General features: G+C 41.6%; 14 protein-coding genes. 13 read left to right on the top strand and 1 reads right to left on the bottom strand.

All coding sequences use genetic code 11. From position 1 onward, the window contains the following. The first annotated feature begins 143 nt into the window (after positions 1–143). The 13 genes from NSU05_RS17605 (at position 144) to NSU05_RS17545 (ending at position 14,293) form a co-directional block, all read left to right on the top strand. Positions 144–866 (top strand): hypothetical protein, encoded by a 723-nt coding sequence (locus NSU05_RS17605; RefSeq protein WP_038429716.1) that lies wholly within the window; start codon positions 144–146, stop codon positions 864–866. 5 nt (positions 867–871) lie between these two features. Next, positions 872–2,779: a DUF6792 domain-containing protein gene (locus tag NSU05_RS17600; RefSeq protein WP_038429714.1), complete on the top strand. Its 1,908-nt coding sequence runs from the start codon at positions 872–874 to the stop codon at positions 2,777–2,779. Between the two features lie 14 nt (positions 2,780–2,793). Further along, complete coding sequence (locus NSU05_RS17595) at positions 2,794–3,153, top strand: hypothetical protein (RefSeq protein ID WP_003228131.1); 360 nt, start codon at positions 2,794–2,796, stop codon at positions 3,151–3,153. A gap of 164 nt (positions 3,154–3,317) precedes the next feature. Further along, positions 3,318–5,087 carry a multidrug resistance ABC transporter ATP-binding protein/permease BmrA gene (gene bmrA / locus NSU05_RS17590; RefSeq protein ID WP_038429712.1) on the top strand — a complete coding sequence of 590 codons (1,770 nt, stop codon included), beginning with the start codon at positions 3,318–3,320 and terminating at the stop codon, positions 5,085–5,087. A 125-nt stretch (positions 5,088–5,212) separates the two neighbouring features. Beyond that, the gene (locus NSU05_RS17585) at positions 5,213–6,667 is read left to right on the top strand and encodes a tetratricopeptide repeat protein (RefSeq protein WP_033885400.1); all 1,455 of its coding nucleotides are present in this window, start codon (positions 5,213–5,215) and stop codon (positions 6,665–6,667) included. A 380-nt stretch (positions 6,668–7,047) separates the two neighbouring features. Then, positions 7,048–8,457, top strand: a complete 1,410-nt coding sequence (gene cwlO, locus NSU05_RS17580) for a peptidoglycan DL-endopeptidase CwlO (RefSeq protein WP_038429709.1) — start codon at positions 7,048–7,050, stop codon at positions 8,455–8,457. Positions 8,458–8,661: 204 nt separating this feature from the next. After that, positions 8,662–9,612: a thioredoxin-disulfide reductase gene (gene trxB, locus NSU05_RS17575; RefSeq protein ID WP_003228139.1), complete on the top strand. Its 951-nt coding sequence runs from the start codon at positions 8,662–8,664 to the stop codon at positions 9,610–9,612. Positions 9,613–9,930: 318 nt separating this feature from the next. Next, a complete protein-coding gene (locus tag NSU05_RS17570; protein ID WP_010886622.1) occupies positions 9,931–10,407 on the top strand; it encodes an 8-oxo-dGTP diphosphatase in 477 nt (158 codons plus the stop codon). Positions 10,408–10,431: 24 nt separating this feature from the next. After that, positions 10,432–11,319 carry an RNase adapter RapZ gene (gene rapZ, locus NSU05_RS17565; RefSeq protein ID WP_003243903.1) on the top strand — a complete coding sequence of 296 codons (888 nt, stop codon included), beginning with the start codon at positions 10,432–10,434 and terminating at the stop codon, positions 11,317–11,319. 1 nt (position 11,320) lies between these two features. Continuing rightward, the gene (gene mgfK / locus NSU05_RS17560) at positions 11,321–12,274 is read left to right on the top strand and encodes a gluconeogenesis morphogenetic factor (RefSeq protein WP_003244450.1); all 954 of its coding nucleotides are present in this window, start codon (positions 11,321–11,323) and stop codon (positions 12,272–12,274) included. 22 nt (positions 12,275–12,296) lie between these two features. After that, positions 12,297–13,247, top strand: a complete 951-nt coding sequence (gene whiA, locus NSU05_RS17555) for a DNA-binding protein WhiA (protein ID WP_003228147.1) — start codon at positions 12,297–12,299, stop codon at positions 13,245–13,247. 23 nt (positions 13,248–13,270) lie between these two features. After that, positions 13,271–13,528 carry an HPr family phosphocarrier protein gene (locus NSU05_RS17550; RefSeq protein ID WP_003219835.1) on the top strand — a complete coding sequence of 86 codons (258 nt, stop codon included), beginning with the start codon at positions 13,271–13,273 and terminating at the stop codon, positions 13,526–13,528. Beyond that, complete coding sequence (locus NSU05_RS17545) at positions 13,529–14,293, top strand: arylamine N-acetyltransferase (protein WP_072692779.1); 765 nt, start codon at positions 13,529–13,531, stop codon at positions 14,291–14,293. It begins immediately after the preceding gene. 35 nt (positions 14,294–14,328) lie between these two features. On the opposite strand, the gene NSU05_RS17540 is transcribed toward NSU05_RS17545, so the two are convergent. After that, the gene (locus NSU05_RS17540; RefSeq protein ID WP_003243327.1) at positions 14,329–14,538 is read right to left on the bottom strand and encodes a lipoprotein; all 210 of its coding nucleotides are present in this window, start codon (positions 14,536–14,538) and stop codon (positions 14,329–14,331) included. Positions 14,539–14,664 lie beyond the last annotated feature (126 nt).

Here is a 14,664-nt window from a genome sequence, read left to right as displayed (position 1 = left end):
ACCGAGTCTGATTTCCTATTTATCCAAATTCAGCCATGATGTAACATGAAAAAGGATAAAATAATCATTTCTTAAGCAGGTCAATAGAATTATTTTAGTATGAAAATAGAATTCTATTCTCACAAAACCCGTGGAGGTTCGTAATGAAAAAGATCATCTTTATTTGCTTCAGCTTATTACTTGCCCTGACAGGAGGATGCAGTATGAATGACAATGATAAAAACAGCACAAATGACAATAAAACAGAAGCCGTAAAACCAAAAGAAATGGATCCAAAAGACCTGCCGCAAGTTCCGGCGTTTCAAGATGAAAAAACGAGAGAGTACATGGTGTCAACGAAAGAAGAGGAGCCAGGGTATTATTTGCTTGAATCTAAGCTGAAAGGGTTTAGGATGTTGTTTCCGGAGGATGGGGAGTATGTACCTGATCTTTCAAGTAAAGGTGAAAATGAGGAAACAATAGTATTTGATAGTTTCAATAAAAAAACTAACATTCAATATGACGGGCAATTAGATTATCATCAAGAAAAAAGTTTTGCGAATGACAAGGATACAATGCTTGACATTGTAAGCGGCAGAAATAGCTATAAAGGAAAATACGAAGAAAGAGAGCTATCTGATAAAATTGTATATTCTGCTCAAAAGAAAAGCAGTTTTGATGATGTGGATGAAAAGAATAATTTTTCTTATAGATTTTTTGGTTATGTTAAATCTAAAAAAGAGGAATATTTAGGAATAGAGTATTCTTTTCGTTTTTCTTGCTATAAGGGTAAAGAGGTTTGTTCATTAAAGAAAGAAGAAGCAGAAAAAAAAGTTCGAAAAATAATTGATTCTATCACCTTTTTAAAAGTTAAAAAGGAGAAATAGAGAAAATGGAAAATAAGAATATATTTGAAAATGAAAATGTAAAGCTGCGTTTAATTGACTTGGAGTACGATTATAAAGAAAAATTTGCTTCTAATATTGAAAGTGAAATAAAGAGAGCTAAAACAGGTTTTGAAGTCGAGGTGCGTCGAATATACAAAGAAGAAACACATCGAGATCTTCCAAAAAATCTGGAAATATACACATCTAATGAACTTATTAAAAAAAATTCGAAAATAGATACATCAATAAGAGAGTCCGGATATGATGGTACAGCTATTTATATTAAGGATGATAAACAACACGTTAATCAACTTCATATTATTTCAGAGGGGAGTGCTGATAACGAAGACTGGTCATACAATTTCTTTGGTCTCTTTTTAGGGATAGATGACAGCCAGTACCAAGCGACAAAAGAGTTTGTAAGAAATGCCAAAAGAGAAACAGAGAATTCTCATGATTTAAAGACCTTTGCTATGGGCCACTCACTGGCAAATAATAATCAGGTGATGGTTCAATTAATTGACGGAGAATTTGATGAGGTTTATGGGGTTAACGGAGCTCAAATAAGCGTTGACCACCTGCTAGCAACTGATTTGAATTTGAGAGATAGGCTAATGCATAAATTTCATATTAGACGCTTAAAAGATATAAATGATATCCCACCAGATAAGCTAAAAAAAGAAATCCAAAAATATTATGAAGACAAAGGCGTAACAGCAAACATCATCCAACGCATCTCAAAAGATGACCCGCTGTATGGAGTCAGCGGCAAGGCCGATTTCATTACATTCGGTGATGTGAAGATGGCAGATACAAATACAAGTGTAAAAGGCATCCGAAACATTATGGATGGGGTTCCTGACGAAGATGTGAGGTCAATTCAAAAATTCCTTCAAAAATATAAGGATGACTATGAAAAAGACGGCTTGAACGGTTTTATAAAGGCAGCCAGCGGGATAGACATAGACCTGATTGAGAAAGTGAAAAACACAGACGGCGCTTTAAAGAAAGTAAGTGTTCTATATGAGCATTTTGATGATGTTAAGCAAATGTATGGCCGAATAAAAGAGGAACTGCCGTCGTTTTTAGGTTTTCTTCATACCTTGTTGAGAAACAGCGGACCGGTCGTAGATCAGTTAGCTGAAAACGGTTATATTGATGAAACGCAAAAGAAAGTGATCAAAAAAGAATTTACGAATATTAATGCGAGTATGCGAGGCATAGAATCACGGTACGAACATTTCATTGACCATTTAAAGCATGGCCAATTTATGCAAGCTTTGAAAGACGTTGGTGAAATAGTGGACTATGTAAAATCAATTCTGTCCTCATTGAAAACACTCGACACAGAAACAAAAGACGCACTAAAACTTATCGTCGACGGCCACAGTATCGTTCAAATGCTCAACGCCTTGTCAAAGGAAAAAGGCTTCAGCTATAAAGGCACCGATATTTATTTTACAGGGAAGAGCGGCTCGGGAGAAACGATTCAAGTCAATCTCTCATCCGCTGTCAGAATCTATCAAAACGGTATGAAAATCGTTGAAGATATGGAAGATGCGATTTCTAAGTACCAGAAGGTTTACAGTCAGGAAATCGATGAAGACTTCATAGACAAAAAGCAGGCGATCATCACGGCTATTCATCATATGGAAGAAAACCCTTCGCATTATGCCTTCGATCTTCAATTCCGGCTTGCAGCTGGTTTCAGCCACACATTCGATAAATTGGAGAAAATCTCAGTTCATGAATCATTCCACACAGGTGCGCTTCCTGCTAATGATGGAATTGTTGCTGAATTAAAAAAACAGACAACAGAAAAAAGAGATTTTATCAAAAATATCCGCGAGAGTATTGAAAAGCTGTTTGAAAAAGAAGAAATGATTTCTCAGTTATTTGATTTTCAGCCTTAGGAGGAATATGAAGAGTGACTTCCTTATTTTCAGAAAGTGAAACAGAAATTGTATCAACGACCTATATGTTTCTTACCCAAGATGAAATGAAGGGGAAAGCGGGCACCCTCAATCAACCGATCAACGACTTTCTCAGCCTGACAAAGAAATTTGAGTCTTCATTAAAAGAGGAAATCAAAGGGCAAAAAGGGTTGATTGTAAAAAAAATAAAAAAAGAGCTTGAGTCTAATAGCGAAAAACGAAAAGCTGCCCTTCAGATGATAAAAGAAGAACATACCGCAAAAGTTGATCGGTACAAAATGATAATAGAAGACCTGCGACAGCAGGATGTAACATTGACTTACAGAAAAAAGAAGCCAGTGAAAGATGTCTAACACAAAAATCTCCTATTCAAACAATGAGTGGGAGATTTTTATTTTGATCACGGCAAAAATATACTGAAAAAGTCTTTCTCCATTGATATGATTGAGAAAGAGTAAAAATCATCCTTTTGCTATGACTTTTCACCTTTCTGAACGCTGAAACAGGAGGAAAATATATGCCAACCAAGAAACAAAAATCTAAAAGTAAATTGAAACCCTTTTTTGCCTTAGTAAGACGGACCAATCCTTCTTATGGAAAGCTCGCCTTTGCGCTTGCCCTCAGTGTAGTAACCACGCTGGTCAGCCTGCTCATTCCATTATTAACGAAGCAGCTTGTCGATGGTTTTTCTATGTCAAATCTGTCAGGCACGCAAATCGGTTTGATCGCGCTGGTGTTTTTCGTTCAGGCGGGTTTAAGCGCTTATGCCACCTATGCGCTTAACTATAATGGACAAAAAATCATTTCCGGGCTGCGGGATTTATTATGGAAGAAATTAATTAAGCTGCCTGTCTCTTATTTCGATACAAATGCTTCCGGAGAAACAGTCAGCCGTGTAACGAACGATACGATGGTTGTCAAAGAATTGATTACAACCCATATCAGCGGATTTATTACAGGCATCATTTCTGTCATTGGATCATTGACAATCTTGTTTATTATGAACTGGAAGCTGACACTGCTTGTGTTAGTGGTCGTTCCGCTGGCCGCTCTTATTTTGGTGCCGATTGGACGGAAAATGTTCTCCATTTCACGGGAAACACAAGATGAAACAGCCCGTTTTACAGGCCTGCTGAATCAAATTCTCCCGGAAATCAGACTTGTCAAAGCTTCAAATGCGGAGGATGTCGAATACGGCCGCGGGAAAACAGGGATTTCCTCATTATTTAAGCTTGGCGTTCGAGAAGCTAAGGTTCAATCACTTGTCGGCCCGCTTATCTCACTCGTGTTAATGGCAGCCCTTGTCGCAGTCATCGGATATGGCGGCATGCAGGTATCTTCAGGCGAGCTCACAGCCGGAGCGCTCGTGGCTTTTATTTTATATTTGTTTCAAATTATTATGCCGATGGGCCAGATTACAACGTTTTTCACACAGCTGCAAAAATCAATCGGTGCAACAGAACGAATGATTGAGATTTTAGCAGAGGAAGAGGAAGATACAGTGACAGGAAAACAAATTGAAAATGCGCATCTCCCTATCCAGCTGGATTGCGTGTCTTTTGGATATAAGCCTGATCAGCTGATCTTAAAAGAGGTCAGCGCTGTCATTGAAGCAGGTAAAGTCACAGCGATTGTCGGTCCGAGCGGCGGGGGGAAAACGACGCTGTTTAAGCTGCTTGAACGTTTTTATTCTCCGACTGCAGGGTCCATTCGGCTGGGGGACGAGCCGATTGATACTTATTCGCTTGAATCGTGGCGGGAGCACATCGGGTATGTATCGCAGGAAAGCCCGTTAATGTCCGGGACAATCAGAGAAAATATTTGCTACGGGTTAGAACGAGATGTGACGGATGCTGAGATCGAAAAAGCCGCGGAGATGGCATATGCGCTCAATTTTATAAAGGAGCTGCCGAATCAGTTTGATACAGAAGTAGGCGAACGCGGCATTATGCTGTCAGGCGGACAAAGGCAAAGAATCGCGATTGCGAGAGCGCTTCTCCGTAACCCAAGCATTCTTATGCTCGATGAAGCTACCTCAAGTCTCGACAGCCAATCTGAAAAATCAGTTCAGCAGGCGCTGGAGGTGCTGATGGAGGGCCGCACAACGATTGTTATCGCTCACCGCCTATCTACCGTTGTAGATGCGGACCAGCTTTTGTTTGTTGAAAAAGGGGAAATTACCGGTCGTGGAACACACCATGAGTTAATGGCTTCCCATGGTCTTTATAGGGATTTTGCTGAACAGCAGCTGAAAATGAATGCGGACTTAGAAAACAAAGCTGGGTAAATTCTGGTCGAATCAGCCAATAAAAAAGAGGAGGGATTTTCCCAATCCTTCCTTTTGAACTATTGAGGGGCTTACGATTTATGGTATACTACTGACGGTAATATTGTATAAAACGGAGGGTAGTTGTGGGAAAACACACTTCTGAACATAAAAATCACGCACAAATTGTCCAGCTGCTTCAAGATGGACAATATTTTTTTCATAAAGGCTTGAAAGCGTATAAAGAGCGCAATCTAAAACGAGCAAGCAAACTGATTCAGCGCGCGGTTCATTTGGAGCCGGAGGATTCAGAGATGCTTTCACAGCTTGCGGTCATTTATTCGGAAATGGGCCAGTATCAAGAGTCGAACGATCTTCTTGACTATATCATGGCAAATCTGGAGGCCGAAATGCCGGAGTGCCATTACTTTAAAGCGAATAACTTTGCCCATCTGGGGCTCTTCCAGGAAGCTTATAAAGAAGCGGCCGCTTATTCTGATGCGGACCCGGATGGTGAATTCGCCGAAGAAAACGATAGTCTGCTTGATTTGCTCGATTTAGGAGACGACGGCATTGAAGATTCGTTGTATGATCAGGATGAACTGCTGGTGAAACAGGATCGGGCAAAGTCATTGCTGGAAAGCGGCCAGCTTGCTGAAGCGGTTGCGGCGCTTGAGGAAATCACAGCTGAATATCCGGAGCTTTGGTCAGCATACAACAATCTCGCGCTTGCCTATTTCTATTCAGGAAACGTTGTAAAAGCGAAGCAAACCGCTTATGAAGTGCTTTCTCATAATGAAGGAAATCTTCACGCCTTATGCAATCTTCTCGTTTTCTACTATTATGAAAGAGAAGACGAAAAAGTGGCGGAATTGAGTGATCAGCTCTCCAATGTCTATCCGATGCTATTGGAGCAGCGTTATAAATTGGGTGCTACATTGGCGCTTGTCGGCCGCTACGAGATCGGATATAAATGGCTCAAATCATTATATAAAACCGGCTTTGAAGGTGACGACACCTTCTTTTACTGGCTTTCCTGCTCTGCTTATTTTACGGGACATACCGACTTTGCCGAGACGATCTGGAGAAAAGTCGAGTCGCAATATCCCGGCGAAGACCGCCCGGCGCCTTGGATTGAGCGGAGGGAAGCTCTTCCTTCATCTGTGGAGCAGCGTCTCGCAGCCTATTATATCAGCAGCACAAAGGGAGAAACAGAGCATCTGGAAGCGGTGATACGATCAAAGAGAATTACCGCTCCTTTTGAAAATCATTTTGTAAAGCTGCTTCTGAATGGAGATTCTGCTGCTGCTGACGTTTCAGAGGATGCACTTTTCGCTTATCAAACGGTCAAATTATTAGAGCAAGCTGAAAAAGAAGAGATGAAAACAGAAGTCATGAGCTGCTGGGTTTTCCAGGTCATCCAGCAAATTCGTGCAGCTGCTCCGTTGAAGAATGAGAAAGGCTGGGCAGCAGCCATCTGTTATATTTGGAAAGAAGCCCATGGCAAGCAAGACACGAAAAAACACACAGCGGCCCGATTCGGCATCTCTCCGGCAACGTTGACGAAATATATGAAATATATTGATGATATTCTAGAATAGTAAATTTTAAAGAGTCGATTTATTTAATCGACTCTTTTTTTGTTAGATAGATTATATTGAGAAAATAATATCGACAGTTTTTTTGCACGCTTAAGAAAAATGACAAATGATGTGTGACTTGACATCTGTTTGAAACATAAATGTAATAAAATTTATCGCTAATTTGTCGAAACTTGATGGTATAATGATTCTCGTACATAAGGAATTAGTGTTTTTTACATATGATGTGAAATAAACGCTATACAACCAGAATAAGAGATGCACAGAATAATTAACCATAAACAACCATCATTCCTCGTAGAGTATGAGGAACGAAACTTGATGTTCAAAATACGATTCCAAATGAGGACAGGTTCACAGTAAAAGGGAGGATATAAAAAGTGAGAAAGAGTTTAATTACACTTGGTTTGGCTTCCGTCATCGGGACAAGCAGTTTTTTGATCCCATTTACAAGTAAAACTGCATCGGCGGAAACATTAGATGAAAAGAAACAAAAAATCGAAAGCAAGCAATCTGAGGTTGCTTCCAGCATTGAAGCGAAGGAAAAAGAATTAACTGAGCTTCAGGAAAATCAATCAAAGATTGAAAAAGAACTGAAAGACATTAACGCTAAGGCGCTTGATACAAGCAACAAGATCGAAGATAAAAAAGAAGAAAATGATAAAACAAAAGAAGAAATCAAAAAACTGAAAAAAGAGATTAAAGAAACTGAAGCACGCATCGAAAAACGCAATGAAATCCTGAAAAAACGCGTTCGTTCTTTACAGGAAAGCGGCGGATCTCAAGGATACATAGATGTTCTTTTAGGATCAACAAGCTTTGGTGACTTTATCTCTCGTGCGACTGCGGTTTCATCTATTGTGGACGCAGACAAAGATTTAATCAAACAGCAAGAGCAGGATAAAGCGAAGCTCGAAGATTCTGAAGCGGATTTGAATGACAAGCTGAAAGAAGTTCAAGCTGCATTGGCTAAATTAGAAACAATGCAAAAAGACCTTGATAAACAGCTTAATGAAAAAGACAAGCTTTTCGACGAAGCAAAAGCAAGCCAAAAGAAAACGGCTAAAGCGATTTCTGAATTAAAATCAGAGGCGTCTGAACTTGCAAATCAAAAAGCAAATACTGAAGCTGAACAAGCACGCATCAAAAAAGAACAAGAAGCAGCGGCTGCTTTGATCAAAAAGCAGGAAGAAGCACAAAAAGCATCTGATGAAACACAAACAGATGACAGTCAAACGGCGACAACTGAATCAGCAAAAGCAAGCTCATCTGATGATTCTTCAGACAATTCTTCTAACGGTTCATCAAACAGTTCGTCAAACGGCTCATCTTCTAAGAAGAGCAGCGGCTCAAACAGCAATTCAGGCGGCACTATTATCAGCAACTCTGGCGGAATTGAAGGCGCGATCAGCGTTGGTTCAAGCATTGTAGGACAATCTCCGTACAAGTTTGGCGGCGGACGCAGCCAATCTGATATCAACAACCGTATTTTTGACTGCTCATCATTCGTACGCTGGGCATACGCTTCTGCAGGTGTTAACCTTGGACCTGTAGGCGGGACAACTACTGATACGTTAGTTGGCAGAGGACAAGCTGTCAGCGCGTCTGAAATGAAACGCGGAGACCTTGTGTTCTTTGACACTTACAAAACAAATGGACACGTAGGAATCTACTTAGGAAACGGTACTTTCCTAAACGACAATACATCTCATGGCGTATCTGTTGACTCTATGAGCAATCCTTACTGGAAAAAAGCATTTAAAGGCGTTGTAAGACGTGTTGTTCAATAATAAATATGACAAGGGCCTTCTAAAACAGAAGGCTCTTTCTTTATTAACATATACCCTTTTCGAATACATTTAATCGTGTTGAGCAAAAAAATAGCGTATCACCATGAGATTTTATAGGATATGGGTAAGGAATACGTTTGATGGGGATTCTTATCTTATAAGAAGGAGCCCAAACTTGAAAAGATGGTTTAAGGAGTGAATAGTGTGTCAGAAGAAAAAATTTATGACGTGATTATAATCGGCGCGGGCCCTGCTGGGATGACGGCCGCTGTATACACATCAAGAGCGAATTTATCAACATTAATGATTGAAAGAGGAATTCCTGGCGGACAAATGGCCAATACGGAAGATGTAGAAAACTATCCTGGATTCGAAAGTATCCTTGGGCCTGAGCTTTCTAACAAAATGTTTGAACATGCGAAAAAATTCGGCGCTGAATACGCTTATGGCGATATTAAAGAAGTCGTTGACGGCAAAGAGTACAAAGTAGTCAAAGCTGGTTCAAAAGAATATAAAGCCCGTGCTGTCATCATTGCTGCTGGTGCGGAATATAAAAAAATCGGCGTGCCTGGCGAAAAAGAATTGGGCGGCCGCGGTGTATCTTATTGTGCAGTATGTGACGGCGCTTTCTTTAAAGGCAAAGAACTAGTCGTTGTTGGCGGCGGAGATTCCGCGGTTGAAGAAGGCGTATATCTGACTCGTTTCGCCTCAAAAGTAACGATTGTGCACAGACGTGATAAACTCCGTGCTCAAAGTATTCTTCAAGCGAGAGCATTTGATAATGAAAAAGTTGACTTCCTATGGAACAAAACCGTGAAGGAAATTCATGAGGAAAACGGCAAAGTCGGTAACGTAACGCTTGTCGATACAGTAACCGGTGAAGAAAGTGAATTCAAAACAGACGGCGTATTCATTTACATCGGCATGCTTCCTCTGTCTAAACCGTTTGAAAACCTGGGCATTACGAATGAAGAAGGCTATATCGAAACAAACGACCGCATGGAGACAAAGGTTGAAGGGATTTTCGCTGCCGGAGACATCCGCGAAAAATCACTGCGCCAAATCGTAACGGCTACAGGAGACGGAAGTATTGCGGCACAAAGCGTACAGCATTATGTCGAAGAGCTCCAAGAAACGCTGAAAACCTTAAAATAAAAAGGGCTGTCATACGAGTTTCACATTACGTTACTGGGTTTTAATTCCGCTGTAACACATGTGTAATGCTTTTCGGTTATGATTAATAAAGTAATTGACCCCCTTTTTATAATGAATACACTTTTTTGGCACGGATTCTCCAGTTATCCGTGTCCTTTTTTTGTCCATAAATAAAAGATGAATGCCAGTTACAGCAAAATCATCTGAATTAAGGAATGAATATGCTGTAAAATAGAAGAAAAGATTGTCAATGTCTCTTCATTGTGGGAGGCATCTTGAAGCGGTATAATAAAGAGACGATGACAGGACGAAGGTTAGGTGACGTACTTGCAAAGAGTGACAAATTGTGTGCTTCAGACGGATGACAAAGTTCTTCTGCTTCAAAAGCCGAGACGCGGATGGTGGGTCGCGCCGGGAGGCAAGATGGAGAGCGGAGAATCAGTCAGAGACTCCGTCATCAGAGAGTACAGAGAAGAGACTGGTATCTATATCATAAATCCTCAATTAAAAGGCGTTTTTACCTTTATTATTAAAGACGGTGACCACATTGTCTCCGAGTGGATGATGTTTACGTTTGTCGCGGATTCTTATACAGGACAAAATGTATCAGAATCAGAGGAAGGCAAACTGCAGTGGCACGATGTCAATGACATTCAGAACCTGCCTATGGCCCCTGGAGACGGCCATATCCTTGATTTTATGATGAAGGGACAAGGGCTGCTGCACGGCACATTTACGTATACACCGGAATTTGAGCTGCTCAGTTATCGTTTAGACCCGCAGCACATCAAATAGAAAGACAAGTCAGGGGGGAGAAAGATGAGTGTTAGTGAATCACATGATATTCAGCTTGTCATTATAACCGGAATGTCGGGAGCCGGGAAAACTGTCGCGATCCAAAGCTTTGAAGATCTCGGCTATTTCTGCGTCGATAATCTTCCGCCTTCATTGCTTCCGAAGTTTTTAGAGCTGATGAAGGAATCAAATTCGAAAATGAGCAAAGTTGCGCTTGTGATGGATTTGCGCGGCCGCGAATTTTTTGACCGGCTGATTGAAGCGCTGGATGAAATGGCCGAAAATCCGTGGATCACACCGCGAATTTTATTCCTGGACGCGAAGGATTCCATTCTCGTCACAAGATATAAAGAAACGAGACGCTCGCATCCTTTGGCAGCGACTGGCCTGCCGCTTGAAGGCATCGCGCTGGAACGAGAGCTGCTTGAGGAATTAAAAGGCCGCTCTCAAATCATTTACGATACGTCTGACATGAAGCCGCGTGATTTGCGTGAAAAAATCGTGAAGCACTTTGCGACAAACCAAGGAGAGACATTTACCGTGAATGTCATGTCATTTGGTTTTAAATACGGTATTCCAATTGATGCAGATCTCGTCTTTGATGTCAGATTTTTGCCGAATCCGTACTATATCGAAAGCATGCGGCCGCTGACTGGCAAGGATAAAGAGGTTTCCTCTTACGTCATGAAGTGGAATGAAACACAAAAGTTCAATGAGAAATTAATTGATCTGCTGAGCTTTATGCTTCCATCTTACAAAAGAGAAGGAAAAAGCCAGGTTGTCATTGCGATCGGCTGCACAGGGGGCCAGCACCGCTCTGTGACATTAGCCGAGAATTTAGCTGATTATTTCAAAAAGGATTACTATACTCATGTTACTCACCGGGACATTGAAAAGAGAAGCCGGAAATAAGATGGGACAAAAGCCGAAAATTGCAATCTTTGGCGGCGGTACAGGTCTTTCTGTATTGCTTAGGGGCTTAAAGCATAAACCTGTTGACATCACGGCCATTGTAACAGTTGCCGATGATGGGGGAAGCTCTGGCCGTCTGCGGAATGAACTGAAAATTCCGCCTCCCGGAGACATCAGAAATGTGCTTGCCGCTTTATCCGATGTGGAGCCGCTTGTTGAAGATCTTTTTCAGCACCGCTTCAATAAAGGGAATGACTTAACAGGCCATTCTCTCGGGAATTTGATTTTGGCAGCGATGACAAATATAACCGGTGATTTTTTTCACGCTGTCACTGAAATGAGCAAGGTGCTGAATGTAAGAGGAAAGGTTTTGCCGGCTGCCAATGCCAGTGTCGTTTTGCATGCTGAGATGGAAGACGGCCGCGTGGTCTCAGGCGAGTCAACGATCCCGGAATACGGACAGCGTATTAAGCGTGTTTTTCTCACGCCTGAACAGATTGATCCGCTGCCGGAAACAATAGACGTGATCAGGGAAGCGGATTTGATTATTATCGGCCCGGGAAGCCTCTATACAAGCATTCTTCCCAATTTGCTCGTCCCAAAAATCGGGGAAGAAGTGATAAAGGCGCCGGCGAAAAAAGTATACATTTGCAACGTGATGACTCAGCCCGGCGAAACGCTCCATTACACCGCTGCTGATCATGTGAAAGCGCTCAATCAGCATATGGGCTGTGGTTTTATTGATACGATATTAGTAAACAGTGAAGACATTCCCGACGAAATAAAGCGTAAGTACGAAATGGAATCGGCGCGTCCTGTTGATTTTGATATTGAAGAGCTGAAAGCGATGGGGCTTGAAGTCATCAGAGATCAAATTGTAACGTATAAAAATGACGTAATACGTCACGATACACATAAAGTGGCCTCTCTTCTTGTTGATTTACTGAAAGAATGAAGCCTTGAAATGAGGTGGCTATATGTCATTTGCATCAGAAACAAAAAAAGAATTAACGAATCTGGAAGTGAAGGACTGCTGCATTAATGCCGAGCTGTCTGCACTCATTCGGATGAATGGAGCTTTATCATTTACAAACCGCCATCTCGTACTCGATGTTCAAACTGAAAACGCGGCGATTGCCCGCCGCATCTATACATTGCTGAAAAAACAATATGATGTGTCGGTCGAGCTGCTGGTCAGAAAGAAAATGCGGCTGAAAAAGAATAACGTCTATATTGTGCGTTTTTCAGAAAATGCAAAAACGATCTTAGAGGATTTAAAAATACTCGGGGAGAATTTTGTGTTTGAACGAAGTATTTCGAAAGAGCTGGTCAAAAAGAGATGCTGCAAGCGTTCTTATATGAGAGGAGCATTTTTGGCAGGAGGTTCGGTCAATAACCCGGAAACCTCCTCGTATCATTTAGAAATCTTCTCTCTTTATAAGGAGCATAACGATTCATTATGCGACCTGTTAAATGAGTTTCAGTTAAACAGCAAAACGCTTGAACGGAAAAAAGGCTACATTACCTATTTAAAAGAGGCTGAGAAGATTACAGAGTTTCTGAACGTAATTGGCGCTCACAATTCGCTTCTGCGATTTGAGGATGTCAGAATCGTCCGGGACATGAGAAATTCGGTCAACCGCCTCGTCAATTGTGAAACAGCCAACTTAAACAAAACAATCGGCGCATCGCTGAGACAGGTGGAAAATATTAAATACATCGATGAAAGAATCGGCCTGGAGGCGCTGCCTGAAAAACTTCGGGAAATTGCGCAGCTTCGGATTGATTATCAGGAAGTGACGCTGAAAGAGCTGGGGGAAATGGTAGCAAGCGGGAAAATCAGCAAATCAGGGATCAATCACAGGCTGAGAAAACTTGACGAAATCGCAGAACAGCTGCGGACAGGGCAAACCGTCACTTTAAAATAACCGTAAAGAAAAGGGGAGATCTTATGGTTCAACAGAAAGTGGAAGTTCGATTAAAGACAGGACTGCAAGCACGTCCTGCTGCTTTGTTTGTACAAGAAGCAAACCGGTTTACGTCAGATGTGTTTCTTGAGAAGGATGGGAAAAAAGTAAACGCCAAAAGCATCATGGGGCTGATGAGCCTTGCGGTAAGCACAGGCACTGAGGTTACCTTGATTGCCCAGGGAGAAGATGAACAAGAGGCGCTGGAGAAGCTGGCTGCTTACGTTCAAGAAGAAGTTTAGGTGATAAAAATGAGTGACTTTCTAAAAGACTGCTTTCAGAAAATTGGCTGGGAGAAAGATCATGTCAGCTTCGGCGATCTTCCCCTTTTTCTCAAAGCAATGGCATACCGTTTTCCATTCGAAAACCGTGCCGTACTTGCAAAAGAGAATTATAAGATCACAAAAGAAGAGCTATGGCGACGTCTGCTCAAAGATCAGCACGGCGGCCTATGCTACGATCTAAATGGTTTCCTTTATTTTGTCTTGCGTGAGGCCGGGTTTCACGTGAAGCTCATTCGAGGAACGGTTTATGCAGGCAATCAAGAGGGATGGGCACTAGAAGGGACGCATGCTGCTGTATGGCTGTCTGCGGAAAACGGCGATTACCTCGTTGATATCGGCTTCGGCATCAACCTGGCGCTCCAGCCGATACCGCTTTCCGGAGAAACGGTACAGTCACCAGTCGGGTCATTCCGAATCAAAAGAGAAGAGACAGAAAAGGGCAGCCATGTTCTGCTGATGGACAAGGGAGAAGGCTGGCAAATCGGGTACGCCTTTACTCTTGAAGAGAGTGATCTCGGTGATTTAGATAACATGAAGGACATCATTCACTCTCATGAAAAATCTCCTTTTAACAAATCCCTGCTTGCCTCAAAGCTGACGCCGAGCGGAAGGATGGTCATGTCAGAGCGCCATTTTACGATTCATGAAAACGGCGGTGACATTCAAAAAAGCGACATCGGCCCTTCAGGATTTGAAGAGAAATTAAATACTCATTTTTTGTAACGTGAAAAGCTTGCAGGTTATCTGCAAGCTTTTTCTTATGAACAAGTGTAGATCGCTGTATCAAATGCATCTTCTGGGATATACAGTTTTCCCTTTTCGTATTTATAAGGAATTTCATTCTCTTTAAAACACTCTTTGGTATAGTCAGTTAGTGTATCCCCAATTTCTATGTATTTCCCGGTATAGTTGGGCTGACATGCTGAAAGAATTGACGTCATTGCCAGAAACAGCATGATTTTCTTCATCACGACACCTGCCTATTATGAAAATTTTACCTTTATCATTCTATCATAACAAAAAGAAAAAGACCGATTTACTATTCCGCACATGCTATAATAATTTTGGAATCTTCTAGAAAAATCATCGTGATG

Origin of the sequence: Bacillus sp. EU52, from assembly GCF_037964975.1 — a bacterium.
Classification (GTDB): domain Bacteria; phylum Bacillota; class Bacilli; order Bacillales; family Bacillaceae; genus Bacillus; species Bacillus subtilis.
Note: the sequence above shows the minus strand (reverse complement) of the source record. Positions and strands in the feature narration are given on the sequence as shown.